This window comes from Cohnella soli, from assembly GCF_042655525.1.
In the GTDB taxonomy this organism is placed as follows: domain Bacteria; phylum Bacillota; class Bacilli; order Paenibacillales; family Paenibacillaceae; genus Cohnella; species Cohnella soli.
Map to the genome: position 1 here is coordinate 484086 of NZ_JBHSMI010000052.1, position 25039 is coordinate 509124.

Below are 25039 nucleotides of genomic sequence, written 5' to 3' on the forward strand. Positions count from 1 at the left end.
TTTGGCAAGAGGAACACATCGAGATTGGCTTGTCAGTGGTGAGACGATAGGTATCGTTGATGCACCGAGTCATGTTGGCAAAGTAAGCTATAGTCTTACGTATGATGCCGAGAACCGGCAGATCATTGGCAATATCGAGCTTGTAGCGGACAGTAGTGCGGAATGGTTAATCCTTCACATTCGGCTGCCTGAAAGCCATAAGGCAACGAATATTCATTCGTCAACGGGGCTAACCTTGCATTCTGAAGGAACGGAAATCATGTGGGACAGACCCTCCGGTCAAACGAAATTCACAATAAATGTCGATTCGATATAAGTCATGATCCTTCGGTGTGGGGCGGAGTCTGATGTAAATGCGGGAATGAATAATCGTCGTACTCGGGATGCTTCATTTGATTGGCATCGACGCCAAGCGCTTCAAGTCCGAGTAAAATGCCGCCGAGAACAGGTTCATATTTCGGAGGGGCGATGGCGATCGTCGGAAATCGCTCCTTCACGTGTCGACAAAATGTCTGGAACATTAGCGGGCTCGCTTTCCATACGCCGCCTGAGACTGTGAGGGGTAAATGGTGTGCATTCGTCCGCTCCAGCGCGAAGAGCATCTGATCGGCTAGCTGCTTTCCAGCCTCCTCCATAATACGAATGGCAATCTCGTCTCCCAAGTTCGCGCATTGTCCGACGATGGGGCAAAGAGAGGAGACGAGCTTACGCTGAAGGTTCGGCTTTGCAGAATAGAGCTTCAAGGCTACGTCAAGCAATTTGTCCTGATTCCAAAAGCGGAGAATGTCGCTCAGCAGCAGGGTAGACGGGCCGCGGCCATCCACCATAAGCGCGCAAGCCTTTAACGCTTGTTGGCCGACGTGCGTACCCGATCCTTCGTCTCCCATGAGAGCTCCCCAGCCGCCAATATGCGTATAACTGTCGTGGCTGCGCAGGGCGGCGAACGAACCGGTGCCCGATAATACGAGGCCCCCGTACCGCTCTTGGATCGCTCCAAAAAGCGATAATGTAAATTCATCCGAGACCTCGATTGTGGTTTGTTCACCGAAAACAGAGACCAGGGCACGCCTGACCTCTGTTTGGATTACCGGCATTGCAGTATAGATCAATGCGACGTCGGTAACCGCAACACCGCCATTTTCCAGCGCTTCTAGGACAGCTTTGCGAATAGTAGCATGAATGTCTTCGGCCGTATCGAACCAAGAGTTCGTCGAACCTGCAATGGATCGTCCAATCAGCTTGCCCCGTTCGTCCGCGATCAGGCAATTGATTTTCGTTCCGCCGCCATCCAAAGACACGATATATTTCATTCGTTATCCCTCGCTGTTTGTGTGATCGGTAATCCCAACCTCGATTCCTTTCTGTTGAAACAGACTAAAGAAGGGCTCTTTCGGCGTTTGGTCGGTAACTAAGCGATGGACTTTGTCAAAATTGCTTATGCTGAAAACAAAGTTCTCATTATTGAATTTACTATGATCCGCAAGCACGATCACCTTCTCGGCGGATTCGATCATTTTTTTGCGAATGGCCGCTTCTTGCACAATGTTGTCCCGCAGCCCTTCCGGCAAGATGCCTTTAGGAGCTATGAACGCTTTGCTCACCCTGATCTTGGAGATCATTTCTTCGGCAAAAGGTCCGACGAATGATTGAGAATAGGGATTTAAAGTGCCGGAAATGCTGATGACCGTTCCATTATGGTATTCTTTCAGCTTGTCGAAGATCGGGATCGAATTCGTAATGACCGTCACGTTATTCATCTTGGCAATGTAATCCGCCAGCAAAATGGTCGTCGAACTGGCATCGAGGAAGAGGCTGTCTCCTTCTTCGATGAGAGCGGCCGCTTGATGAGCGATGGAAGCTTTGATATCGCTTAAACGAAGCACGTTTTGTGAGAGCGGTTGCAATACGTCTGGATTGATCGCCGCTCCACCGTAATTCTTCTGCAGTTTCCCTTGTTGTTCCAAGAATTTGAGATCCGATCGGATGGTCACTTCCGACACTTGATACAACGCGCTCAATTCAGCTACCGATATGAACTGACGTTCCTGAGCCAGCTTATAGATCTCGTTCCTTCTTTGCGAAGCGTACATCGATGTTCTCTCCTTGCGCGATCCGAAATAATGGTGGTTTCATTTCGATTCTATATTAAAACCTTTTCTTTCACAACAAATTCAGGGAAAACATAAGAGTTGACCTAGTAAAAATAAGAAAATATAATATAAACGAAAAGAAACGAAAGGTTTTATGAGGAGGAGAATGATGATCATGACACAACAAGCCGACTTAAGACAGGTCTATTTCCATAAAATTCATGAATTGCTTGAGCGGGTAGAACAAACCCAAAGCAATTCCATTGACCAAGCCGCGGAAATCATTGCCTCGGCGATCGAGGATGGAAAATGCATTCACATTTTCGACACGGGTCACATGCTCGACAGCGAATTGATTGACAGAGCGGGCGGATTGTATAGCTTCAAGCGACTATCCATGAAGTTCGAAATTCAAAATCTTGTTCGCAATCGTCCCGGAGACGGAGAAAAGGACCGCAGCCTGGATGGCTTGATGAAATATGCGCTGAGATCGAGCAACGTGCAGCCTGGCGATGTCCTCGTCATCGGAAGCGTATCCGGCAAAACCGTATTGCCTGTCGATCTTGCGCTGGAAGCCAGACAATTCGGTGTGACGGTCATCGCTCTTACGAGTGTGTCTTACTCTTCGCTTCTGAAGAGTGATCATTCCAGCGGCAAAAGGTTGTTCGAGTCGGCCGATCTGGTGATTGACAATTGCGCTCCGCCTCTGGACGCGATGATCCAAGTTCCGGACATGGACGCTGCCATCTGTCCGGCTTCGGGGATCTCGTCGGCGGCGATCATGTGGGCGGTCGAAGCCAAAACCGTACAAATTTTGTCGCAGCGCGGAATAACGCCGACGGTACTGAAATCCATTAATAACCCGGGAAGCGATAAGTTTAACGATACGCAGATGCGGCGCTACGAAGAGACAGGGTATTGAGATGGACCCGATCGCGCAATATTGCCAAAGCGTAATCGACTCGGTACAGCGGATTCAGAGCGAGCAGCATGAGGCGATGACCGCTGTCGCCAGGTTGCTCGCGGATAAGGCGGAGAGCGGGCAGTCCATCTTTATTACCGGCTGTAGCCATTCCAGTCTTTTCGCCCAGGAAGTGTACTACCGAGCTGGTGGTTTTCTGCTTATGAATCCGATTTTCCTACCAGGCATGACGGTGGACGTCCGTCCAGTGACGCAAACAAGCCGCTATGAACGCATACCGGGAATTGCTGAGGCTGTGCTGTCCGAGAGTTCGATTAAACAAGGCGACGTATTGATCATTGCCTCGGTGTCCGGACGTAATGCCGTTCCTGTAGAGATGGCTTTGTGGGCGAAGGGGAGAGGGATTTCCGTCGTTGCACTCACTTCTTTGACCTATTCCCAAGCTGTAACGAGCCGTCATGCCAGCGGGCTTCGTCTATTTGAAGCCGCGGACTTTATTCTGGACCTTCTGTGCCCGGACGGGGATGCGGTATTGGAAATGGAAGGTTTGCAGGTCAAGACAGCCGCCATATCCACGGTTACCGGAGTAACCATCCTGCATGGCGTCGTCTCGGAGACGCTGCGCTTGCTGATCGAACGCGGCGTGACGCCGCCGGTGTTCGTTTCCGGCAATTTGGACGATGGGGATGCGTACAATCAGGCGTTACTGGAACAGTATCGGGATCAGATCCACTATATGTAGGCAAAGACAGGCCGTGTTGGCCGTGTAGACGATTGGGGGAATGTAGCTATGTATGAGTCGATTGCCGCCAGTATGCAACCGTTTCCGATCGGGCTTTGGGTGCCGCCTCCGGCGGATGAGGTCTCCATCGCAAGGTACAAAGAAATTCGCGATGCCGGTTTTACATTCGTGATCGGATTCAGGGAAATCGAACACGGTGAGGAGACGGTGGCCAAAGCCTTGGACTGCGCGCAAGCAAACGGATTGAAATATTTGGTTAACGATCCGCGCGTAAAAAATTTGGGCGTGACCGAATTGTCGGCCATGGAGCCGCTAATTTCCCGATTTTCCTCTCATCCAGCCTATCTCGGACATTTGTTCTTCGACGAGCCAGGTGCTGATCAATTCGAACGCCTGGCCGCGCTTGCCCGAAGCTACGAATCGTGCGCTCCCGACGGACTGGCTTATGTGAATTTGTTACCTGACTATGCATCCGCCCAGCAGTTAAGAACAGCAACATATGCGGACCATGTGGAGCAGTTCTTGCTGACATTCAAGCCGAAGGCGTTATCGTACGACTATTATCCGCTAAGGATGAATGGTTCGGTGAAGGCGACTTATTTCTCGAACTTGTGGACGGTCCGCGAAGCATGCCATTTGCACCAAGTGCCGTTCTGGGTGTTTATTCAGGCACTTTCGTACAATGGCACGCATAGGGAGCCGAACGAAGCGGAAATTCGTTGGCAGGTCAATATGAGTCTTGCTTTCGGCGCGAAGGGAATTCAATATTTCACCTATTGGACGCCGGACGCCGCGAACGGCGAAACGTTCGAGAAGGCGCTAATCGGGAAGGACGGCGCCAAGACATCTACCTATTGGAATGTTCAACGTGTCAACGACGAAGTGGCTATCGTAGGTCCGATCTTGCAGTCGCTGCAATCCGAAGGGCTTCTCGTATCCGGAGAAACGCCGGCCGGTGTTGAACGCGTAATGCAATCTTTCGGTTCCGTTGTAAGTTTGGAAGGAGATCCGGCCATCGCAGGTTGCTTCTCCAGCGACAACCATCCCCATTCGATATTCGTAGTTAACCGTGATTATTCGCAACCGGCCGATTCGGTTATTGTCTTCGATGACAACAGACAATTGACGATTCGACTGGAACCAGGAGAGGGCAAGTTGATTCCGCTCTCACAATGAAAGGCCAGTTGTGAGTATGATGCATATAGAATATACTCTTTATATCCAGCCCCAATCTTTACGAGCTGTTTATAGGGAGAGATTCGTTTAAATGAAGCAGAAGATTCCTTTGTACAATCAAATTCAGCAATATATCTTAAATAAAATTCAATCCGGAGTCTGGAAGCCTCACGAACAACTACCAGCTGAGCGCATCCTTGCGGATCAATTCAACGTAAGCCGCATTACAGCGAAAAACGCCATAACCGGTTTGGTTAGCGGTGGTTATTTGTATCGTCATCGCGGGAGAGGGACATTCGTCACGGACAAAAAGCTCTCTCTACCCGCATCGGCTGTCGAGAATGCGATGTTTATTCCATCGTCCAAAAAGATCGGATTAATAATGCCGTGGATGGAGTTCAAGTATCAATTCTCTTTAATTTCCGGCATTGAATTTGAGCTTAGCCGCAGAGGGTATCACCTGATCTTTAAGCGGATCAATGATACCGATGACGGAGAGACTTCGACGATCAAAGAACTGTTGGATCTCCCGATAGATGGCTTGATCGTCGTCGCCAGCCGAGCCGAATATTTTCAAGACGATATGCTGCGGTTGATCTTGGAGAAGTTCCCGCTCGTGTTCGTTGAGAAGTATTTACGCGACATTAAAGTAAACGGCGTACATTGCGATACGGAGAAAGTCGGCTATCTGATGGGCCAGTTTCTTGTCAGCCGCCAAAAGCAGCATATTGGCTATGTGAGTTATCCTTCCCAGTATACCGTAGGCGTGAGAGAACGCTTTTTTGGTTTTCAGACGGCTTTGTTGGAAAAAGGAGTCCCTCCGTTGCCCGGGGATCGGAACTTGATCATTTCTTCAGAAGTCGTACAGGGCTCGAATCAGTTGGGACCGCACGGCGTGCCGCAAGAGATCATGGACTTTATTCAAGAGCATCCGGAGCTTGAAGCCATTGCGGCTGCCGATGCCTTGATTGCTCAATTCATTGGAAGAGCGTGCTGGCAACTGGGCCGACGCGACATGACGATCGTCAGCTGCGACGAACCAAGCTTCGCGCCTGAATGCATCATGCCTGCCGCATATGTGGATCAGTCTCCGGCGGAAATAGGCATCATTGCAGCGCAATTGATGATCAATGTGATGGAACGAGACACGGAAGCGTTGCTCAGACGGGTGGAGCCCCGGTTGATCGAAGTGAATGAGATTGGGCATCCCCCAAAAACGAATCTGTATCATAAGTAAGTTCTAGTTCGATTTGAGACAAAAGGCGGTGTTTGGGGATTTATCCAAGCGCCACCATTGCCTATTTTTGAAGGAAACTACACAATCGGCTCTCTCGTTATCGAGCTTTCGCGTCGCTCCAATTCGGTTTAACCTGACTACGTGCTCGTTATCACGCTTTCGCGTCGCTCCAATTCGGTTTCACCTGACTACGTGCTCGTTATCGTGCTTTCGCGTCGCTCCAATTCGGTTTCACCTGACTACGTGCTCGTTATCGCGCTTTCGCATCGCTCCAATTCGGTTTCACCAGACTGCAAGCTCGTTGTCGCGCTTTCGCGTCGCTCCAATTCGGCTTTTTCGGGTTATTTTCAGCGAAAGGAACGAAAACAAAAATCGGCTTCGAGGACGGCTCTTTCCTTATTGGGTATATAAAATAATAAATGGACTTATAGACATATCCAGACGCCGCCCCTATACTCTAATTATCAAAGCTTAGGGGTGGTGAAGTGCTGTGCGAGGACTAAATGGAAAAGTTGCCGTTGTGACAGGCGGAGCACAGGGGTTGGGGAAGGCCATTGCCCATCGGTTAAGCGAAGAAGGCTGCAAAGTATGGGTTTTGGACCTGAAGCAGCAGGAAGGCAAGGAGACAACCAAGAACATTCAGCTTGCGACTGGAAATCCCGTACATTTCGTGCAAGTGGACATCAGTAAAGAGGATCAAATCAAAGAAGCATTCGACAAAGTTGCCGAAGTATCGGGTACCGTAGACATTCTGGTCAACAACGCCGCCCAATTTATTTTTAGAGGGATCGATGCAACGGCACAAGAATGGAAGAAAATCCTGGATGTGAATATCGTGGGCACTTCGCTGGTCACCCAATATTGCGTGCCTCTGATGAAGAAGACAGGTGCCGGGGCCATTATTAATCTGTCCTCTGTAAGCGGTTTCGTTGGACAGACCGACTTTGCGACTTATAATGCGACCAAGTTCGCGATTCGCGGATTGACGAAATGTTGGGCGATCGATTTAAGCGGCTTTCGTATTCGCGTCAATAGCGTGTGCCCAGGCTACATCAGGACCGATGCTTTCGATAACAGCTGCATCCAGTTGGGGATCGATCCGGAGGAAGAGAATGCGCGTGTTTCCAAGCTTCATATTCTGGGACGTCAAGGTACCCCGGAAGAAGTGTCGGGTGTCGTAGCCTTTGTGGCGTCTGATGACGCTTCGTTCATCACCGGTGAGGATTTCATGGTTGATGGCGGCTATCTTGCGAAATAGGAGCTGTGGAACATGCAAGCATTGATTTATCAAGGACCTGAGAAACTAACGATCGAGCAAACGGCAAATCCAAGCCTTCAGTCGAATGAGGTACTCGTTCGAGTGGAAAGCGTCGGCATATGCGGAAGCGAATTAGAAGGCTACCTAGGCCACAGCAGCATTCGCGTCCCGCCGCTTATAATGGGGCATGAGTTCTGCGGTCGGGTCGCAGCGATGGGAGATCAGGTTAGCGGCCTGTCGCTGGAAGACAAAGTCATTGTCAATCCACTGATTGCGTGCCGCACGTGTGCGAACTGTCTGTCGGGGAAAATCAATATTTGCCGCAATCGCCAAATAATCGGGATTCACCGTCCTGGCGCCTTTGCCGAATACGTTGCCGTACCTTACGAAAATGCGTTTCGAGTTCCGCAGGATATGGATGCTTCACTGGCTTCGCTTGCAGAACCGTTAGCCGTCGCGATCCATGCCGTTAAGCTCGGACTACAATCGCTGAACGATCTGCTCATCTATGGCGCCGGACCCATCGGTCTGCTTTGTCTGTTAGCCGCCAAGCAGATGGGGGCGGGCAGAATCGTCGTTGTTGATCTTCAGTCGGCAAGGCTGGAACACGCGGAGAGATTAGGAGCTATCGGACGATCTCCAAGTCAGCTGGAAGATCAACGCGAAGAGCTGTTTCCACAAGGAATCCCGACAATCATCGATTGCGTTGGCGTACAGGGAACGAGAGAGCAGGCGATGCGAATGGCGGACCCGGGCGGCACGATCGTCATGGTGGGGTTAGGCCACGATCAATCCGCGTTGCCCATAAACCATCTTGTCAGACAAGAGATTTCTCTTATCGGCTCTTATACTTATTCTCATGAGGATTTCCGGCAAGCAATCGAGCTTCTGAAACAGGGGGCAATCGATATTAGAGGCTGGACCGAATCGCGTAGTTTGGCGTATGGACCCGCAGCGTTCAAAGAGCTGGTAGAAGGAAAAAGCAGTGCTTGTAAAATCTTTCTAAAACCATAACGCGGAAGGGGAATTTGTATGACTGTCAGAATCGTCGATCTGTCGCTTGAGATCTATCATGACGCACCTAACTTTGCGTGGGATCCGAAATGCGCTGTAATCGTTCACAATACGGTCGCAAGCATCGGGTACAACATGACTCAGCTTTCCATGGCGACCCATCAAGGCACGCACTTGGATGCGCCATTTCATTTTCTGGACGATGGCAAAACGGTGGATCAATTGGATTTGCAGCAATGCGTAGGCCAAGCGATTCTCGTGGATTTGACTCACAAGAAGCCGAAAGAACCGATCGAGATTAAAGACTTCGAGCCCTATGCAGACAGGATCGTTGAGGGCTCGAAAGTGATCTATCGCACGGACTGGTTTAAGCAGCTTCCGGGGCGGCATTATTTCAGCGATTTTCCTTATATGACGATTGAATTGGCCAGGTGGCTGGCCGAGCGCAAAATCGGATTAATCGGGATGGACGTTCCTACACCGAACCCAACGGATTACGACCCCGTTCATAAAGTATTGTTAGGTGCAGAAATCGTCATCGTAGAAGGTTTGGCGAATCTAGGCGATATTGGAACGGATACCTTTTTCTTCTCCGCAGCGCCTTTGAAGATTAGAGGAAGAGACGGAGCGCCGATTCGGGCTTACGCGATGGTCGGGCTGTAACATTCGATAATAGAGGAGATACATGCAATGAATAAATCAGGCGATTTGAAGCTTTCTTTTCGGATTGTGGTGCATCGATACGAGGAAGAGGAGCAGTTCCAGCAGCTTCTTTCTTTTCTGAAGGAGTATAAGGATGCGGTCGACGAGCTCGCGATTTTTACGGAATATTGGCATTACGGGTATTTTCCTTTGGACGAATTCGGCGCCAGATGCGCCATCATCGAGAACCGGATCGAGCGCCTACGGGCGGCCGGCTTCCGGAACGTCGGCGTGAATATGCTCTCCACGTTGGGACATATGCCGGAGGCTTGGGACTTCCTGCCGGCGTTGCCCTATCAAGGAGCCATGGACCCGAACGGGGAGGTCTCCACGAGCAGCTTCTGCGCGAACTCCGCCGATTTCCGCGCTTATATCGCCAAGAAATATATCCTCGCCGCGCGTACGAAACCGGCCTTTATTTGGGTCGACGACGACGTTCGGATGTTCGGTTTAGGCGTGGACTACTCTTGCTTCTGTCCGGAATGCTTGCGAATCTATAATCGGAAATACGGATCCGACTTCAAAAGAGAGCAGCTGGTGAACCGGTTGAACTCGAGTGAAGGCGGAATCGAACGCGAGCGATGGGTCGAGCAAAATATCGAGACGATCGCGCGTTTGCTCGAGCACATCGCGGAAGCCGTTCGCGGCGTCGACTCATCCATCGAACTAGGTTTGATGACGGTAAGTCTCAGCATCTCCACGTATTCCGGCAACGATTACCCGAAATGGTTTGAAGCTTTGAAAGCCGTGAAAGCCCGACCGGGCGGCGGGTTTTTCGAAGACAGCAAGCCGTTCGGTCTCGTTCGCAAAATTCATGAGACAAATCGCCAAATCGGTCTCTACCCGGACTCCGTTCGGGATATCCAGTACGAGCTGGAAAATTTTCCGTTCCAAAGACTGTCCAAATCCGTTCATATTACGCTCTTGGAATGCACAGCGGCGATTATGGCCGGCGCGAACGGCGTTGCGTTCGATGCGCTTAAGGGCGAGAAAGGATCGCTTGAGGAATATCACGAGCTGATGCTCGGCATTCAATCTAGCAGACCGATGTGGGCGGAGATGGAGCGCATTGCCGGCAACTATAGAGCCTCGGGGCTGTATCCAGCGCTGCCTGCCGATTATGAAGCCAAACGGAAAGTGGAGAACGGCAATTGGTTCGACAGCATCGCGGTGGACAACACCCCTAAGCCTTACGTGCTTAGCGAGATCGGCATTCCGCTTGCGATGACGCCGGATTCCGCTTGCGGAGTCATCCTCTCAGGGAATATGCCGGAGGCGTACTCGAATGAAGAGCTCATCGCGATGTTAAGTCGCGGGGTATTGCTGGATGGCCGGGCTTTGGAGATTCTCACAGAACGCGGCTTAGGCGCCTATTGCGGGGTTGCGGTTGACCGAACCTACGACAACGGCGTCGTGGAACGTTTAACGGACGATCCGTTGAACGACGGTCATCAGGGCGAGGAAAGAGATACGCGCAATTCGTTGTCGAAGAGCTTGGTATACGCCTTAAAGCCGCTTCACGAGGACGTACGCGTGCTTAGCCGCCTGATCAGTTTCACCAACATCGATTTAGCGCCTGCCTCCTCGGTATACGAGAATTCGCTGGGCGGCCGGGTTGCTGTTCAAGGCTACACGCCTTGGCAGGGCATTCATTCCGCGGTCAAGAGAACGCAGTTGCTGCGAATATGCGATTGGCTGAGCTACGGGCGTCTTCCCGCGATCATCGACCGGACCTGTAAGGTGGTGCCTTTCGTCAAGGAAGCGGAGGATGGCAGCGGCTGGTTCGTCATGCTATTAAACGGATCGTTCGACGAAGCAAGCGCGTTGGAGGTCAAGCTACGAGTGGCGGCGGACAAAGGAGCCGTCTATGAGCTGATGGCCGATGGAAGCAGCAGCTTGTTGCCGGTTAGCGCCTATCGACAAGGCGTCGGCGAAATCATCCTGTCTCTGGACCGCATCGGCAGCTGGCAGAGCAGAATGTTTTATCTCGTTAAAGGAGCGCCCACGACAAAATGAAGAAAATCGCCTTAGTTAATTTCTCGACGCTCGATTACTCGATAGAAGAAACGATTCTGCGTAATGCCGGCTATCAAGTGGATGTCTATGACGGCGTTGCCACTGCAGACTTGCCGCATACGGTCAAGGATGCCGACGTTCTCGTTGTGCAGCTGCAGCTAGTGACGGAAGCGTTATTGGATCGAATGCCCAGCTTGAAGCTCATTGCCAGAGAAGGCATCGGCTTGGACAGTATACCGTTGCAGGCTGCAAGCGCGCGCGGAATTACGGTGATGAACGTGCCGGATTATTGCTTGGAGGAAGTAGCCGTCCATGCCGTTAGTTTGTTGCTTGCGGCGCATCGCAAGCTTTTCCCTTCAACAGCGCTTGTACGCGGAGGACAATGGACGAACATGCCCGAGCTTAAGCCGATCATGGCCTTGTCTGATTTAACACTAGGATTGATCGGGATGGGCAGGATCGGAGCGCAGGTCATTACTCGAATGAGAGGCTTCGGCTGTCGAATCATCGTTAGCGATCCTTATTTACACCCAGACAACGCGCCCGAAGGCGTCGAGTTGGTGTCCTTGGACGAATTGCTGGCGCAATCCGATCTGATATCGCTGCACTGCCCTTATACGGAAGAAACCAAGCATCTGATCAATAAACAAAGGATTGCCAAAATGAAGAAGAAGCCAGTACTCATCAACGTCTCGCGCGGACCGCTTATTCATGAGGGTGATTTGTTGGACGCCCTGAACAGCGGAGACATTTCTTTTGCCGGGTTGGACGTTCTGACTGAGGAGCCTCCGGCAAACGATCATCCGCTGCTGCACCATCCCCATGCCATCGTGACGAACCATATCGCTTGGTATTCCGAGCAATCGGAAGCGCGTTTGCGGAATTTGACTTCTAATCGCATTGTCGACTTCCTCGAGGGAAGAGAAATCCCGAATGTGGTGAACAAAAAATAATTGGAACATGCATAAATTTGCACGCCTGGTTGGTATAGGGGTCAATTTCGACGATTATTTTAGAGATCTAAAAATGCGGATGTACTAACGAAAAAAAACGGAATCCCAGTTAAACGCCTGGATTCCGTTTTTACTTTAGTCGTTCAATATAGTAATGTCGTCGCAGGAGATTACTTGCAAATACTAGCTATTCCACAGATAGGAGAATGTCGATGCTTCCCTTCGTGCAACTGGCCCAGTTTCGGGAAATCCGGCCGCATATCCGGTTCGCCCACTATACGGACTACCCGATGAAAGTACCTTCGCGCTACATTCGCGATCATGAGCTCATCTTCGTCGACCGGGGCCGGGGGACGGTGTTTACCGAGCACGGAGCTTTCCCGTATGCGGAACGGTCGCTGCTCATGGTTCCGCCGGGGGTGCTTCATTCGTTCAAAGACGATCCCGATCCTTCGACCGGGCACGCGCATTGGGCGGTACATTTCGATTGGGAACCGCACAAGTCGGAAGGACTCGTATACATTGTCGGAGACGAGGAAGGGCCGATCCGGCAGGATGAAACGCCCCGGGAAGCGGCAGAGTTAAGTTCGTTGTGGCTGCCGAACATGGTCCGAATCGACAGGGCGGGCGACGAGATCCAGGCGCTCGTTCGGCGAATCGCCGACGCGTTTTCCGATGACCGCCCGTTCCGGAAGCTCGAGCTGCAAACGTCTTTTTTGCAACTGCTGCTTCTGCTCGCGGAACGGCTTCACGACGGCACCCTGAGCTGCACCCTCCTGACGGACCGCAAGAAAAACGGGAAACCGCGGGACCGTTCCGACATCACGCATTATATTCTGAAAATGCACGACGCCGTCCGGCAGAACGCCGTTTCCGATGGCATCCTGCACCAATGGCAGGAGACCGTGTTTTTCAGCGCCCCGCATTTTCACCGGCTGTTCAAGGAACAGACCGGCAATACCCCTCACGAATATCTCACTAAGCTCCGGATGGAGAAAGGCGCGCTGCTGCTGCTCGGCACGAAGCTACCGGTCCAGGAGATCGCTTACGCCTGCGGATACGAGGATAGTAAATATTTCAGCCGCCTGTTCCGCCAATATGAAAAGTTCAGCCCGATGCAGTATCGCCGGCATTTTCTTCGCGCGAAATGAGGACCGTCCGGCGCATGGTAAGCGAAGAACTGCCCAGACGAGCGAAAACGCCTATCGGCAAATGTGCCTGCGCCAAGGCGAACTGTCTGCAAGACCCAAGCGCCTGTCCGGCTCGTCCCTAAGGCTGACGGAAATGATCAAATTGTCCACCAAAGATGATAGACGCGGCCTCCTTGGTTTTGCAGTCCGATTGATACAATCAGACCAAACCGAAGAAGAAGGAAGGCGATTCCGATGAAAAACGTGCCTTGTTTATGGCATCCGTCCCCGTCCCGTTCGCAAAATGTATACGTCGCGTTCCAATCGCCCGTTGTTTTGAAGGAAGCCGAGGACGTGCATTTGAACGTATTCGGCAGCAGCCTGTACCGGGTTTACTGGAACGGTGAGGAAATCGCGGAGGGGCCGGCGCGCTTCTCGCCCGACCATCCCGAATACGATGCGCACGTGTTGAACCTGCCGGCCGGACGCCATGTCTTATCCGTGATCGTGCACGATTACGGCGTGCACACGCGCATTTTGCTGGGGGGCATCCATCCCTTCCTGCAATGCGAAGCGGTCGGGAGAAACGGGCCGATTCCGCTGGCGTGGAAATGCAAGGAACTGACCGCCTTCGAGCCGATCGACCGGCGAGTCAACGGGCAGCTCGGCTGGATGGAAAGCTGCGACACCCGGCAGTTGCCGGATCTGCGCCAAGCTTTCGACGGCGAAGGTTGGGCAGATGCGCACGAGATTGCCAGCCCGCTCGGGAATGCGGCTTACCGGCCCAAAACCGTCGGCGATTGTCTTCGTCTGCCGGTTGCTGCCTCAGAAATTGCGCGCGGTACATACGCCGACCGCTTCGGCTACGTGAACGACGATCCGCCGGTGCGGTTCATCAGCCGGGCTTTGCAGCCGCAGCTGCCGGCCGACGGCGTCTGGGTCCGGTACGACCTGGGCAAAATCGGCTTGTACCGTCCGCGCATCGCAATCGATGCGCCGCCGGGAACGGTCGTCGAATCGGGATATGCCGAATCGCTGACCGACGGGCGGGTATTCCCGGTCATCCCGTTGTCGGCGAGCACGTCCTGCCATGTCGACCGCTGGATCTCCAAAGGCGGGCCGCAGCAGATGCAGACGTTCGCTCCGCGAGGCTTTCGCTTTCTCGAAGTGCATATCGCGGCCGCTCCTTCCGCGGTCGTTTCGCTGCAAGCGGAAGGCGTGCTGCGCACCCGTTACGGAGAATCCGCGGGCACCTTCCAGTGCAGCGATTCGCTGTTGAACGACATCTGGCGCATGGGCGTGGAGACGCTGCGCGCCTGCAGCGAAGACGCCCTTGTCGATACGCCGACGAGGGAGCGGGGGCAATGGATCGGCGACGCCGCCGTAATCGGCATGGAGTTGCTGGGCGTTTCTTTCGGCGACCTGGAGCTCATTCGCCGCGGACTGCAGCAGGCCTCGTACCGGAGAAGAAAGGACGGCCTGGCGGCCGGGCTTTGTCCGGGGCAAGAGGCTTATTTGACAACGTACGCGCTGTACTGGATCGACGGCTGTTTCCGCTACAGCCGGCTAACCGGGGACGGCAGCCTTCTTGACGAATGTTATGAAACGGCAGAACGCACGATTGACTACTTTTTCGCGAACTTGAAGCTTCGAGGCACGCTGCCTACCTCGGGCACATGGGACTTCATCGACTGGGGGCATTCCGTTGCACCGGGCGACATCAATGTCAGCCTCAATCTGACTTTGCTTCGCACGCTGGAGCAAATGGCCGCATGGGAGCAAGCGAGCGGCCAGCCCGAAAAGGCGGAAAAGCGTCGTGCGCAGTACGATACGATTCGCCGCATCGTGGCTGAACATTATATCACGCAGGACGGACTGCTGGCGAAATCGGTCCCGGTGGAGGGCGCCTCGTCGACGGAAGCGAGAAAGGCCGGCTATCACGCGACCGTGCTCGGCCTGTTGTACGGGTTGTTTGACGACGAGACGAAACCGCGCGCCGTCGCCTTCATCAAGAACCATATGATGGACTGCTTCCCGAACAATCCGGAAGCGAACAGACTGGCCCATCCGTTGGCCAACCACGACCGCCTCATCACCCCGAGCTTCTCCCATTTCTCGCTGCAGGCGTTATGGGAAGCTGGAGAGGCCGACTTCGTGCTGGAGCAGTACCGGACGTGCTGGGGCTGGATGCGGGAGCAGGGCGTGACCACGCTGCTCGAAGTGTTCGACACGCGCTGGAGCCATTGCCATGCTTGGTCCGGCTCGCCGACCTGGCAGCTTTCGCGGTACGCGCTGGGCCTGATCCCGGAACCGGGCGAGGATCTGTACCGTTACCGGCTGCGCTTCCAGCCGGGGACGCTTGATTCCGCCTACGGAAGCGTGCCGCTATTGGCGGAGAAGGGCATGGTTCACATCGAGTGGAAGCGGACTTCATCAGGAGAATGGGAGTACGCACTACGCACCGATCGTCCGATTCGCGTTTCGTTCGAAGGGGAGCGCCCGATTACGCGGATGGTGCTGGACGATAAGGAAATCGCGCCGGACACTCGGTTCGAGGTGCAGCGCCAACTGGTGCTAGAGTTTGGCGAGCTTCATTGATTTTCATTTTCTCAGCGCTCAAGGATGGCTGCAGACGGCTTACGTAGGCTGTTGCCGTCCTTGAGCCTTTTTCACAAGTAAACCTTGCAGCAAAAACCGCGAAATGCGGTCACTTTTGCCGTTTCCGCCATGAAAAACGATGCGGACAAAAATAGAGCAGATTCATGCAAATCTTTTTGGAGGCGGGCTCACTAGAATAGGGGGTGAGACGCTTTTCAAACAAATCTTTGTTGCTGAATGGAGGAAAAAAACATGAGCGAACACGAAAAGTTCGACGAATTCGAAGATTCCCGGGATCTGCTGGACAACCCGGCACAGCTGCGGCAGCGGCTGCTGGACAAAGGGTATTTGTTCTTCCGCGGTTTCATGGATCAACAGACGATGCTCGATTTGCGCAGAGAGATTCTCGAGCGCGCCGTGAAGTACGGTTACGCGAAGCCGGGAGACGATTTGATGGAGGGCTTGTTCGCAGGCGGGGAATACCCGACCGGCTTGAAATTCGCGACAAGTCCATTGTTCAAGGAAATATTCCATTCGGAACGATTTAACGCGCTGCCCCAAAACGAGTCGTTGATCCAGCTGTTTACGCAGCTGCTGGAAGGGGAAATCGTCAATCATCGCAGACGGCTGTGCCGCATCACGTTTCCCCAGAGCTTCACGGAAACGACGCCGGCGCACCAGGACTATCACTACATTCAAGGAACGCAAGAGACGTTCACCGTGTGGATGTCCTGCGGAGACTGTCCCCCGGAGCTCGGCGGCCTCGCCGTGCTGGAGGGGTCTCACAAAGCCGGCAAGATCGAGCATGTGCAGATCAACCGGCTGGTCGGCATTCCCGACGACAAGCTGAACATTCCCGGGACGCGTTGGCGGAGCACGCATTTTAAGACAGGCGACGTGCTGCTGTTCCACAGTCTGACGGTGCACAAAGCGCTGGACAACCGCACGACCGACCATCTGCGCATTTCGATGGATTTCCGTTACCAGCGCAAGAATGACGCGATCGATCCGGCCTCGATGGAAAACCATTGGTCGACTCTGGAAGCGCTGGCCGAGCAGAAGTAAGAACGGTTGACCGAAGAGGCGGGCTTTCCTTCCACCGGAGGAAGCCCTGCATGTTTTCCTTGCGCCAGTCCGAGATCACCAAACCGACAGGGGGCAGGACGGTGAAACGAAGCCGAAACGATTTGCGAAAAATCGGACAAACCGAGACGCTGCGCAAAATCATGAGTTTTCAAAAGGAACTAATCCCTCTCGCCGGAGCCTGGCTGGCTAAACTTCCGAACGTGGAAGCCAAGTATTTGACGGCCAGGCATTTGTACCAATGGGCCGCTCACGTACAGGCCATCCGTCAGCGGCTGAAGGAGCTGCCGGGCGGGAAGCCGAACGCTGCGTTGCATCCGGCGTTGGCGGACGTCGCCGAGGAAATGCTGTTCGCGCAGGGCGAGGAGGCGTTTCTCGGCGCTATGTACGGGACGCTGCTGCCGGCCATCCGCGACGGTTACGCTTTGTATATGGACGACCGGCACGAACTGCCCGATCGTCCGACGTTCGCCCTGCTGAAGCAAATCGCCTTGGAACTCGAGGAGCAAATCCGCTACGGCCAAATGTATCTGGAGCGCCGGCAGGCGAATACCGAGCGGGATTCCGACTGGGCGGCGCACGTCCGTGCGCTGCTGGAGGCGGCCGGCGGCATCCTGGCCGAGGATGCAACCGGGACGATCGGTTCGCTGCGGCGGTTTGCCGGCGCGAACTACGCCTTTTCGGAACGGCCGCACCGTCCGGAAGGCGCGCACCTAACCAACGTATTCCCGATCGACGGTTACGAAGGGAGCCTGCTCGGCGGCGAGCTCCTGCTGGAACGGGTGGCGCTTGCGATTTGGCTGTACAACGAGATGGACGCGGTGGAAATTTTGGGCTCGGTGCTGTACGAGGTCAAGGGGATGCCCTGGGAATTTTATTACGATGTCGCGCGCCATACGTGGGACGAAGCGCGACATTCCGAGTTCGGGAACCGGCTGCTCGACCTGTTCGGTTTCCGTCCCGAAGAATTCGAGACGACGTTCGGCGCTTATTCGGCGACGATGGCGCTCGCACCGCACGAACGCTACCTCGCGATTACGCACATTTACGAGCCCGGCAGCTTTCAAATCAAGCCCGGCTTTCTGGAGCGGCTGGCTGCCGAGACGGATCGAACGGATTTGGTTCTGGAGCTGCTCAAGTTCGATCTGGCGGACGAGACGACCCACGTCAAATACGGCCACAAGTGGGCGCAAGATTTGCTTCGCCAGGCTGGGGAAGAACGGACCGTACAGGAGGCCGTCGAACAAATCGGCAAGCGGCTGGAATTTCTGTATGCGGACATCGCCGCTTCCTTCAAGCGCACGATGCCGGAAGACAGGCGCCATACGACGGAAACGGTGCTGCGGCACATGCGCCAAGCGTAGGGGTGGAGCCGTCTGCACGCTACAAGCTGTTGCGCGACTGCTGGCGGTAAGCCGCGGGCGTGACGCCCTCGGCTTTTTTGAACACCCGGTAAAAATAATGAACGTTGCCGAACCCGCAGCGGTCGGCGATTTGTTCCAGCGAGTCCAGCGATTCCCGAAGCAGCTTTTTCGCAGCCATCACGCGACTCGTAATGAGATAGCTTTGGGGCGACACCCCGAAGCACGCTTTGAAAATGTGAAAAAAGTAGCTGGTGCTCAAGTTGAGCTTTTCCGCCAGCATCTCTACCTTCATATGCTGCAGCTTGCCTTCGGCTTCAAGGGCGTTAAGCTGGCTCCGAATTTTGTGATCGTATTCGTAGTATTTGAACTCCGGCTGAACGGTTGGAACACTCTTAAGCAGGCTGGCAAGCAGTTGGATCATGATTCCTCTGCAAGCCCAGGCGTGGTCCTCCGAGCGGTTTTCGAACGTTTCGACGAGTACCGCCATCAACCGGTAGGCAGGATGATGGAGCGAGAGATTCAAATATTCCGGGATGCGGGCCGATGCCAGCTCGATGCCGACCGTTTCGTCCTGTGCCTTCTCCAGACCGGTGTAAATCGGTCGGGCGCCGAGAGGTTCCAGATCGGCCCGGTCCAGATCGAAGTGGACTCCGCCCAGCAGGAACGGATGCTCGCCGTCCCCGACGATCGTGTGCATAGCGTTGGCGCTGTAGCAGTAGACGTCCCCGGCCCGGGCCGTGTAAACCCGGTCGCGGATGACGATTTGTCCCGTCCCGCGGAAGACGAACAAAATCTGGTGATCCGGATTGATCCGGGGACCGGCGTACCCTCCGGCCCCGATTTGAACCATTAACGCTTCATTTACGGTAGGCAGCAACCGGCTCCATGGCATGTCAGCCAAGTCCCCCATCTCATCGGCAGTCTGTTTGGGTTCTCATTATATCGGAACGTCGTTAAAGAAAAAAGCGGGTTCGGGCGTTTTGTACTTATAAGCAACATCTTTAGCAAATCAACCAAGTTTGGGAGCAGAATGGACCTTATATTCAACATAGAGGAAGTATACAAACACACAAAGAGGAGGTCTTGCGCAATTGACGATTCAATTCGAGATTGAGAGATTCGAATCCGAATCCGTACAGAACAGCCTGGGAGAATACTGGATGCGTGCCCCGGAACAAATTCAACTGCTGAACCGCTTTGTTTTTCTGGATTGGGCATCGGCCAGGGTGTTGGCCGGATGGGTTCCCGCAGCCGAAGAGTTCGAATGGAAGTGCAAGATGAGCCGCTTCCTGTGGCAGGACATGAAAAACGCCGAGAAGCTGCGCGCCCGCAAGGAAGAACTGTCGGGTAACGCGAAGGTGTTCATTCCTTCGGAGAAGCTGAAACTGTTCGTGCAGGAGGTCCCGGCGGCCGACGGGTTTTTCGCTTTTATCGCCGGATGGTTTCTGGAAGTGAAGAAAGGGGTCATCGACGCGTATGAGCGGTACCTGGAGGCGCTCGATCCGATTTTCGACGCGCCGACGCTGGAAATATTCGAAGACATTTTGCCGAAGAAGCGAAAGCAACTCGCCTGGGGGCAGCGTCTCATCCACGACACCGTAAAGGATCCGAAGATGCTGGAGAGCGTGGGACGGTGGAGGAAGTATACTCGACAATATTTACTTTATCTCGGCGGGATTGACGAGCGACAGCCCAGTTCTTCGAATAAGCCAGCGTCTCCCATTTTCGAACCGTACGGACCGGCGCCGGTCAAGCGTTCGAAGCCGAAATGGCTGAAGCACGCCGAACTGGTTGAAGCGCCGGAGCAGTTCCGCGACAATCTGAAAATATTCATGTGGCACTACGCCACGGAAATCCAGGTCGTCGACCCGATGTGTTACGTTTTCTATGGCGTGGACGATATGCCTTTCGAGTTTTACGTCGATTTCAGTCGCCACATCTGGGACGAATCGCGACACCATCAGATGGGCGCGCGCCGGCTACAGCAAATGGGGTACGACCTGCGCGACATTCCGTTGCCGTATCAGGACGATCCGATCAAACTGCTGGAGGAATATTACGAAGATTTGACAATGATCGGGGAATCGTGCTCGTTCACCCGTAAGAAGAAGTCTATGGAAGCCTATTACGCCAAAGGCGATATTTTGTCGGGCATGACCGCGGAAATCGATATCGTAGACGAGCGCTCCCACGTCAAATTCGGCAAAAAATGGGTGCCGGTCATGCACAGCCAGCGTCTGGGCGACGACAGCAACCTCGACGACATTGTGCGCGGCATTCTCGACCGTTGGATGAACAAGATCAAGGAAGCTGGCCTAACCGAGTTGACGGGGCCCGAGGACAAGAGCATTTCGCATTTCGCGTTTTGCGGCAAGGTCGAGTTCCGCAATCTCAATTTCGATAAACTATAAATCTAAGGTTTTTGATATCGCTTACACGAGGTCTTATATCCAAATTGGGGGTCGTCAAATGAAGAAATGGCTGGCGGGCACGCTTGCAACGGTTTTAATCGCGTTATCCTTATGGGGATGCTCCTCCAAAAACGAGCCGTCGGCTTCGTCGTCCGCCCCGGCTTCCGCCGGAAGTTCGCAGCCGGCACCGGAGAAAAAAGAGGAGAAGACGATCGAATTTCTGACCGTCACTCCGTATTACATTACGGCGATGAAGGAAGCGGCGGAGGAATACACGAAGCTGCATCCGGAGACGAAGGTTAAAATCTCCGTCGTACCCGCGGATCCGACGTCCTACAAGACGAATTTCGACGCCAAGATGAACGCGGGCGGAGAAGATGCGCCGGACATCATTCATACGAATTTGCTCGGCGATTTGACGGAGTTGATCCAGAAAGGCTGGGTCGCCAAGCTGAACGATTTCGTCACAGAGCCGAATCCGTATAACGGCGGCGTCACCGTGTTCGACGGAATCGACGAGAACTACCACCAATACTCCTACGACCGCGAAGGCAACGTCGGCAACATTCCGTTCGACCTGGTCGGCACCGGCTTCTTCTACAACAAGGACATCTTCGCCAAGCTCGGCCTGTCGGAGCCGACGACGTGGGAAGCACTGTTCGAAACGAGCAAAAAGCTGAAAGAAGCGGGCTATATCCCGATCGCCACACCGTTCCTGTTCGAAGGCTGGATGCACTCCGCGTTCGTCGATTGGGCCGGCCGGTCGCTGTACAAGGATTTGCTGATCCTGCCCGGCGACGCCCGTTATGACGAGAAAATTCACAAGCGGAACACGGAAATCGGCAGTCCGGATTCGTCCCCCGACTTCGACTTCGGTGCGGTCATCGATCCGGAGAAGCAAATTTTGGCCTGGAAAAACAAGCTTTACGACAACCAGGGCGCCGCGGAGAAAAAGTATTGGAGCGTGCTGAAGGAGCTGTCCCAATATTACGAGCCTGGTTATGCGACGATGGACGACAAATCGGTATACGGGTTGTTCATCTCGCAAAAAGCGGCCATTTTCTGGAACGGCAGCTGGCAAGTCGGCTCGATCCTGGCCGATATGAAGAAGCTGGGGGACAAAGGGTTCAAGTGGGGCACGTTCGTTTTTCCGGAGTTCGCGACGCCCGATCCGCTGTTCCCGGGGAAACCGCGCGGCATTCTGACGCCGGGACACGTCATCGGTCTGACCCAGAAGAAGGACGCGGAGAAGATGGAGCGGGCCAAAGACTTCCTGAAATACATCTACTCCAAGGGCGTCGCCCAGAAAATTTTCGAGCGCACGCTGGATCTCGGCGAATTCGTGCAAGGCCCGAGTCTGATCAAGGGAGTGCAGCTGCCTGACGAGGTGAATGCCTATTTGAAAGGATTCAAGATTCAAGGCAACATGTCCTATCACCTGCAACCGGTTGCGGACGGCGTTCTGCCCGGCCAGATGACCGCCTGGAACTCCAATTTGCTCAAGTATTTCGAGAATAAAATCCCGCTGGAGCAGTTTTTGAAAAACAAGGCGGATTTCGTCGACAAATACATGCAAGATTTGATCAAGAAAAATAACTACGATCTGGATCCGAAAACGAATCCGTAATGGAGATTAACCGATGTCCATTCCCAGGCGATTAATTCCTTATTGCTTTATTTTCCCTTCTTTTTTGATGGTCGGGACGTTTTTGTATTATCCGGTGTTCACTTCGCTGTTCCATTCGTTCACGCGGTGGGATTTGGCTTCTTCGACGTGGGTCGGATTGGACAATTACCGGCAACTGTTCTCGGATGCGATGTTTTTGAAAAGCTTGGCGAATCAAGCCATTTTCATGATTTCGGATGTTGTGAAAGCGCTTGTATTTCCTCTCGTCATCGCCGAGCTCATTCATTTGCTGGCCGGCCGCTGGACCAAATATTTGTTCCGCACCGGCTTCTCCGTTCCGCTGCTCGTGCCCCCCGTCGTCGTGTTCCTGCTATGGCAGTACATCTACGATCCGAATTACGGTTTGCTTAATCAGGTGCTGGATCTGTTCGGATTGTCGGAGTGGGCGCGGCCGTGGCTAGGAGACGGCGGGACGGCGCTGTGGGCGATCGTTCTCGTGAACTTTCCGTTCGCCGCCGGGTTATCTTTCCTGATCTATTATGCGGAGATCGGCAACATGAACAAGGAGCTGATCGAGGCGGCGAGAATGGACGGGGCGGCGGCTTGGAAAGTGTTTACCCGCATCCATATTCCGCTGCTCGTGCCGAGCATCCGGACGATCACCATCCTGACGTTGATTGCCAGCATGCAGGATTTCGTCAAAATCCTCGTGCTGACCGGCGGCGGCCCCGGCGACGCGACGGTCGTTCCGGCGCTGGTCATGTACGACGCGGCGTTTACCGGTTCGCAGTACGGCTACGGCGCGGCGATCGGCACTTGCCTGATGCTCATCGTCATTACGATTACATTGTTCAACATGAAATTTTTGAAGTCGAAAATGTAAGGGGCGAGTTCTCAGCATGGCAGTCAAACCTTTTCCGCGTTTCGTTGCGATTCTCGCCCTGGTCTTTTTCCTGGCGATCACTCTCGTTCCTTTCGCGCTGCTGCTGATCGTGTCCCTCAGGGACAATCTGGACCTCATGATTCAGTTCTGGTCGTGGCCGGAGCAGTTGAAGTGGTCGAATTATGCGGATGCTTTCGCGGGCGTTAAATCCAGTATCGGAAATTCCCTGTTTGTGTGCTCGGTAACGGTAATCGGCGCCGTCGCGCTCGCTTCCTTGTCGGGATACGCGTTCGCGCGTTTCCGGTTCGCCGGCCGAGGGCTGCTGTTCCTCATGCTGCTTGGCGTTTTGATGATTCCCGTGCTGCTGACCTACATCCCGCTCTATTCGATCATCGTGACCTTCAAAATGACCAACACGTACTGGGCGCTTATTTTGCCTTACATCGCCGGCAGCCACCTGCTCGGCATCATGCTGTGCCGTACGTTTTTCGAGTCGCTTCCGGACGAATTGTTCGAAGCGGCGCGCATGGACGGGGCAAACGAGTTGTACGTATATGGCCGAATCGCGCTCCCGCTCAGCGTGCCCGTCCTGATGACTCTCGGTATCGTCGTATTCATTGCCATGTACGGCGATTACTTGTGGCCGCTTCTCGTGCTGGACGAATCCAAATACACGTTTGCCGTAGCGGCAGCCAAGCTGAACGGCAACGGGCGGCAGGATATCGGTCTGTCGTTCGCGGGTTATGTCATCGGTTCGGTCCCCATGATCGCCGTTATGGCGATCGGGATGAAATATTATGTCGAAGGCCTCGTAAGCGGTGCCGTCAAATCGTAAGGCTTTCGGGGGGACGGGGCAAACCATTTTTCGGCGTCTGACCCCGGCGGACTGCCGCCCCTGTCCCTTTCTCAGTCCGTCGGGGACATATTTCTCCGATACAGCTCGCGATATTCCCTCGGCGTAACACCTACGTTTTTCTTGAACATTTTGTTAAAAAAACTTACATCTTCGAAACCGGCGTCAAGCGCGACCTGCAGAATCTTGTCTTCGCTTTCGGCCAGCTGCTTGCAAGCGGCATCCGTCCGGGCGGCGTTGCGGAACTCGATGAACGTCATGTCGGTATGCTGCTTGAATTTGGCGGTAAACGCCGCATGGCTCATGCCGCAAAGCTGGCTCACCTGGGGCAGCGTGAGCGGCTGGCCGCAATGCAGCCTGATAAAATCGCATACGTGGCGCATCACCTTTTGTTCGTCGGTGAGAGTCGTAAGCGGTTTCTTGACCCAATTGTCGTAGCAGCGGCTTAGAAACACGAAAATTTCCAGCAGCTTTGTTTTGACCAGCGTCCGATAGCCGGCGTTTTTGCTTTCGTATTCGTCCTCCAGCCGACCGAGCAGCGTTCTCATCTGCAGCCGTTCGTCGGCTTGCAAAATGAGGTGGGCCTGGAATTGGACCGTATGCCGCAGGAAAGGCTCGACGTAGAAGAAATCGACGAACGGCGTCACCTTGGCCATCGCGGCCAGTTCGGCTGCCAATATGCCCGGCAAAAACAGCACGTTGTAAAAAAGCATCGCCGTCTCCGCCCGGTAAGAGTGAACGGTTTCCGGTTCGATGACGAACACGTCCCCTTCGGATATGCGGTAGGTGCTTCCGCGATACTCGTGGTAACCCGTTCCTTCCGCGACATATACGAATTCGATGAATTCGTGGCAATGGGGAGGGACGATGCCGCCTTTGTCCAACCGATAGGGCACAAGACTGAAGGGGAATTCGGCGCTCTCCAAAAAATGTTCGTTGTGGACTCGAAGCATCCGGACGGCCTCCACCTGAAAAGTTTC

Annotated in this window: 22 protein-coding genes; 18 read left to right on the top strand and 4 right to left on the bottom strand. The window is 53.9% G+C overall.

Annotated elements, in window-relative coordinates:
- Window position 1 precedes the first annotated feature (1 nt).
- Window positions 2-316, top strand: a complete 315-nt coding sequence (locus ACFPOF_RS26140; RefSeq protein ID WP_378138246.1) for a hypothetical protein — start codon at window positions 2-4, stop codon at window positions 314-316.
- Between the two features lies 1 nt (window position 317).
- Here ACFPOF_RS26140 and ACFPOF_RS26145 read toward each other — a convergent pair whose 3' ends face one another.
- Both ACFPOF_RS26145 and ACFPOF_RS26150 read right to left on the bottom strand, forming a co-directional pair.
- Complete coding sequence (locus ACFPOF_RS26145; protein ID WP_378138248.1) at window positions 318-1310, bottom strand: N-acetylglucosamine kinase; 993 nt, start codon at window positions 1308-1310, stop codon at window positions 318-320.
- A gap of 3 nt (window positions 1311-1313) precedes the next feature.
- Complete coding sequence (locus ACFPOF_RS26150) at window positions 1314-2090, bottom strand: DeoR/GlpR family DNA-binding transcription regulator (RefSeq protein WP_378138250.1); 777 nt, start codon at window positions 2088-2090, stop codon at window positions 1314-1316.
- A 175-nt stretch (window positions 2091-2265) separates the two neighbouring features.
- Between ACFPOF_RS26150 and ACFPOF_RS26155 the strand changes: the two genes are divergently transcribed.
- The 13 genes from ACFPOF_RS26155 to ACFPOF_RS26215 all read left to right on the top strand — a co-directional run bounded on the left by ACFPOF_RS26155 (window position 2266) and on the right by ACFPOF_RS26215 (window position 18285).
- Entirely contained in the window at window positions 2266-3012 is a 747-nt protein-coding gene (locus ACFPOF_RS26155) for a sugar isomerase domain-containing protein (protein ID WP_378138252.1), read from the top strand.
- A 1-nt stretch (window position 3013) separates the two neighbouring features.
- Entirely contained in the window at window positions 3014-3754 is a 741-nt protein-coding gene (locus ACFPOF_RS26160; protein ID WP_378138254.1) for a sugar isomerase domain-containing protein, read from the top strand.
- 48 nt (window positions 3755-3802) lie between these two features.
- Window positions 3803-4930 carry a beta-galactosidase gene (locus ACFPOF_RS26165; protein ID WP_378138256.1) on the top strand — a complete coding sequence of 376 codons (1128 nt, stop codon included), beginning with the start codon at window positions 3803-3805 and terminating at the stop codon, window positions 4928-4930.
- 91 nt (window positions 4931-5021) lie between these two features.
- Entirely contained in the window at window positions 5022-6167 is a 1146-nt protein-coding gene (locus tag ACFPOF_RS26170; RefSeq protein ID WP_378138258.1) for a GntR family transcriptional regulator, read from the top strand.
- Window positions 6168-6657: 490 nt separating this feature from the next.
- The gene (locus ACFPOF_RS26175; protein WP_378138260.1) at window positions 6658-7425 is read left to right on the top strand and encodes an SDR family NAD(P)-dependent oxidoreductase; all 768 of its coding nucleotides are present in this window, start codon (window positions 6658-6660) and stop codon (window positions 7423-7425) included.
- Between the two features lie 12 nt (window positions 7426-7437).
- On the top strand, window positions 7438-8439 hold the full coding sequence (locus ACFPOF_RS26180) for a zinc-dependent alcohol dehydrogenase (RefSeq protein ID WP_378138262.1): 1002 nt from the start codon (window positions 7438-7440) through the stop codon (window positions 8437-8439).
- Between the two features lie 18 nt (window positions 8440-8457).
- The gene (locus ACFPOF_RS26185) at window positions 8458-9102 is read left to right on the top strand and encodes a cyclase family protein (RefSeq protein WP_378138264.1); all 645 of its coding nucleotides are present in this window, start codon (window positions 8458-8460) and stop codon (window positions 9100-9102) included.
- A gap of 27 nt (window positions 9103-9129) precedes the next feature.
- Entirely contained in the window at window positions 9130-11157 is a 2028-nt protein-coding gene (locus tag ACFPOF_RS26190; RefSeq protein ID WP_378138266.1) for a hypothetical protein, read from the top strand.
- Window positions 11154-12110, top strand: a complete 957-nt coding sequence (locus tag ACFPOF_RS26195; protein WP_378138268.1) for a C-terminal binding protein — start codon at window positions 11154-11156, stop codon at window positions 12108-12110. The genes ACFPOF_RS26190 and ACFPOF_RS26195 overlap by 4 nt, the downstream gene beginning before the upstream one ends.
- 212 nt (window positions 12111-12322) lie before the next feature.
- Entirely contained in the window at window positions 12323-13261 is a 939-nt protein-coding gene (locus ACFPOF_RS26200; RefSeq protein WP_378138270.1) for an AraC family transcriptional regulator, read from the top strand.
- Window positions 13262-13495: 234 nt separating this feature from the next.
- Entirely contained in the window at window positions 13496-15838 is a 2343-nt protein-coding gene (locus tag ACFPOF_RS26205; RefSeq protein ID WP_378138272.1) for a family 78 glycoside hydrolase catalytic domain, read from the top strand.
- Window positions 15839-16090: 252 nt separating this feature from the next.
- Window positions 16091-16903, top strand: a complete 813-nt coding sequence (locus ACFPOF_RS26210) for a phytanoyl-CoA dioxygenase family protein (protein WP_378138274.1) — start codon at window positions 16091-16093, stop codon at window positions 16901-16903.
- Window positions 16904-17004: 101 nt separating this feature from the next.
- Window positions 17005-18285: a DUF455 family protein gene (locus ACFPOF_RS26215; RefSeq protein ID WP_378138276.1), complete on the top strand. Its 1281-nt coding sequence runs from the start codon at window positions 17005-17007 to the stop codon at window positions 18283-18285.
- A 19-nt stretch (window positions 18286-18304) separates the two neighbouring features.
- Here ACFPOF_RS26215 and ACFPOF_RS26220 read toward each other — a convergent pair whose 3' ends face one another.
- A complete protein-coding gene (locus ACFPOF_RS26220) occupies window positions 18305-19177 on the bottom strand; it encodes a helix-turn-helix domain-containing protein (RefSeq protein ID WP_378138547.1) in 873 nt (290 codons plus the stop codon).
- Between the two features lie 199 nt (window positions 19178-19376).
- Here ACFPOF_RS26220 and ACFPOF_RS26225 point away from each other — a divergent pair, with 199 nt between their 5' ends.
- The 4 genes from ACFPOF_RS26225 to ACFPOF_RS26240 are packed head-to-tail and all read left to right on the top strand — an operon-like array spanning window position 19377 to window position 24041.
- Window positions 19377-20696: a DUF455 family protein gene (locus tag ACFPOF_RS26225; RefSeq protein ID WP_378138278.1), complete on the top strand. Its 1320-nt coding sequence runs from the start codon at window positions 19377-19379 to the stop codon at window positions 20694-20696.
- Between the two features lie 58 nt (window positions 20697-20754).
- A complete protein-coding gene (locus ACFPOF_RS26230; RefSeq protein WP_378138280.1) occupies window positions 20755-22323 on the top strand; it encodes an ABC transporter substrate-binding protein in 1569 nt (522 codons plus the stop codon).
- A gap of 13 nt (window positions 22324-22336) precedes the next feature.
- On the top strand, window positions 22337-23206 hold the full coding sequence (locus ACFPOF_RS26235) for a carbohydrate ABC transporter permease (RefSeq protein WP_378138282.1): 870 nt from the start codon (window positions 22337-22339) through the stop codon (window positions 23204-23206).
- A 16-nt stretch (window positions 23207-23222) separates the two neighbouring features.
- On the top strand, window positions 23223-24041 hold the full coding sequence (locus ACFPOF_RS26240) for a carbohydrate ABC transporter permease (protein WP_378138284.1): 819 nt from the start codon (window positions 23223-23225) through the stop codon (window positions 24039-24041).
- A gap of 71 nt (window positions 24042-24112) precedes the next feature.
- On the opposite strand, the gene ACFPOF_RS26245 is transcribed toward ACFPOF_RS26240, so the two are convergent.
- Window positions 24113-25012: an AraC family transcriptional regulator gene (locus tag ACFPOF_RS26245; RefSeq protein WP_378138286.1), complete on the bottom strand. Its 900-nt coding sequence runs from the start codon at window positions 25010-25012 to the stop codon at window positions 24113-24115.
- Between the last annotated feature and the right edge of the window lie 27 nt (window positions 25013-25039).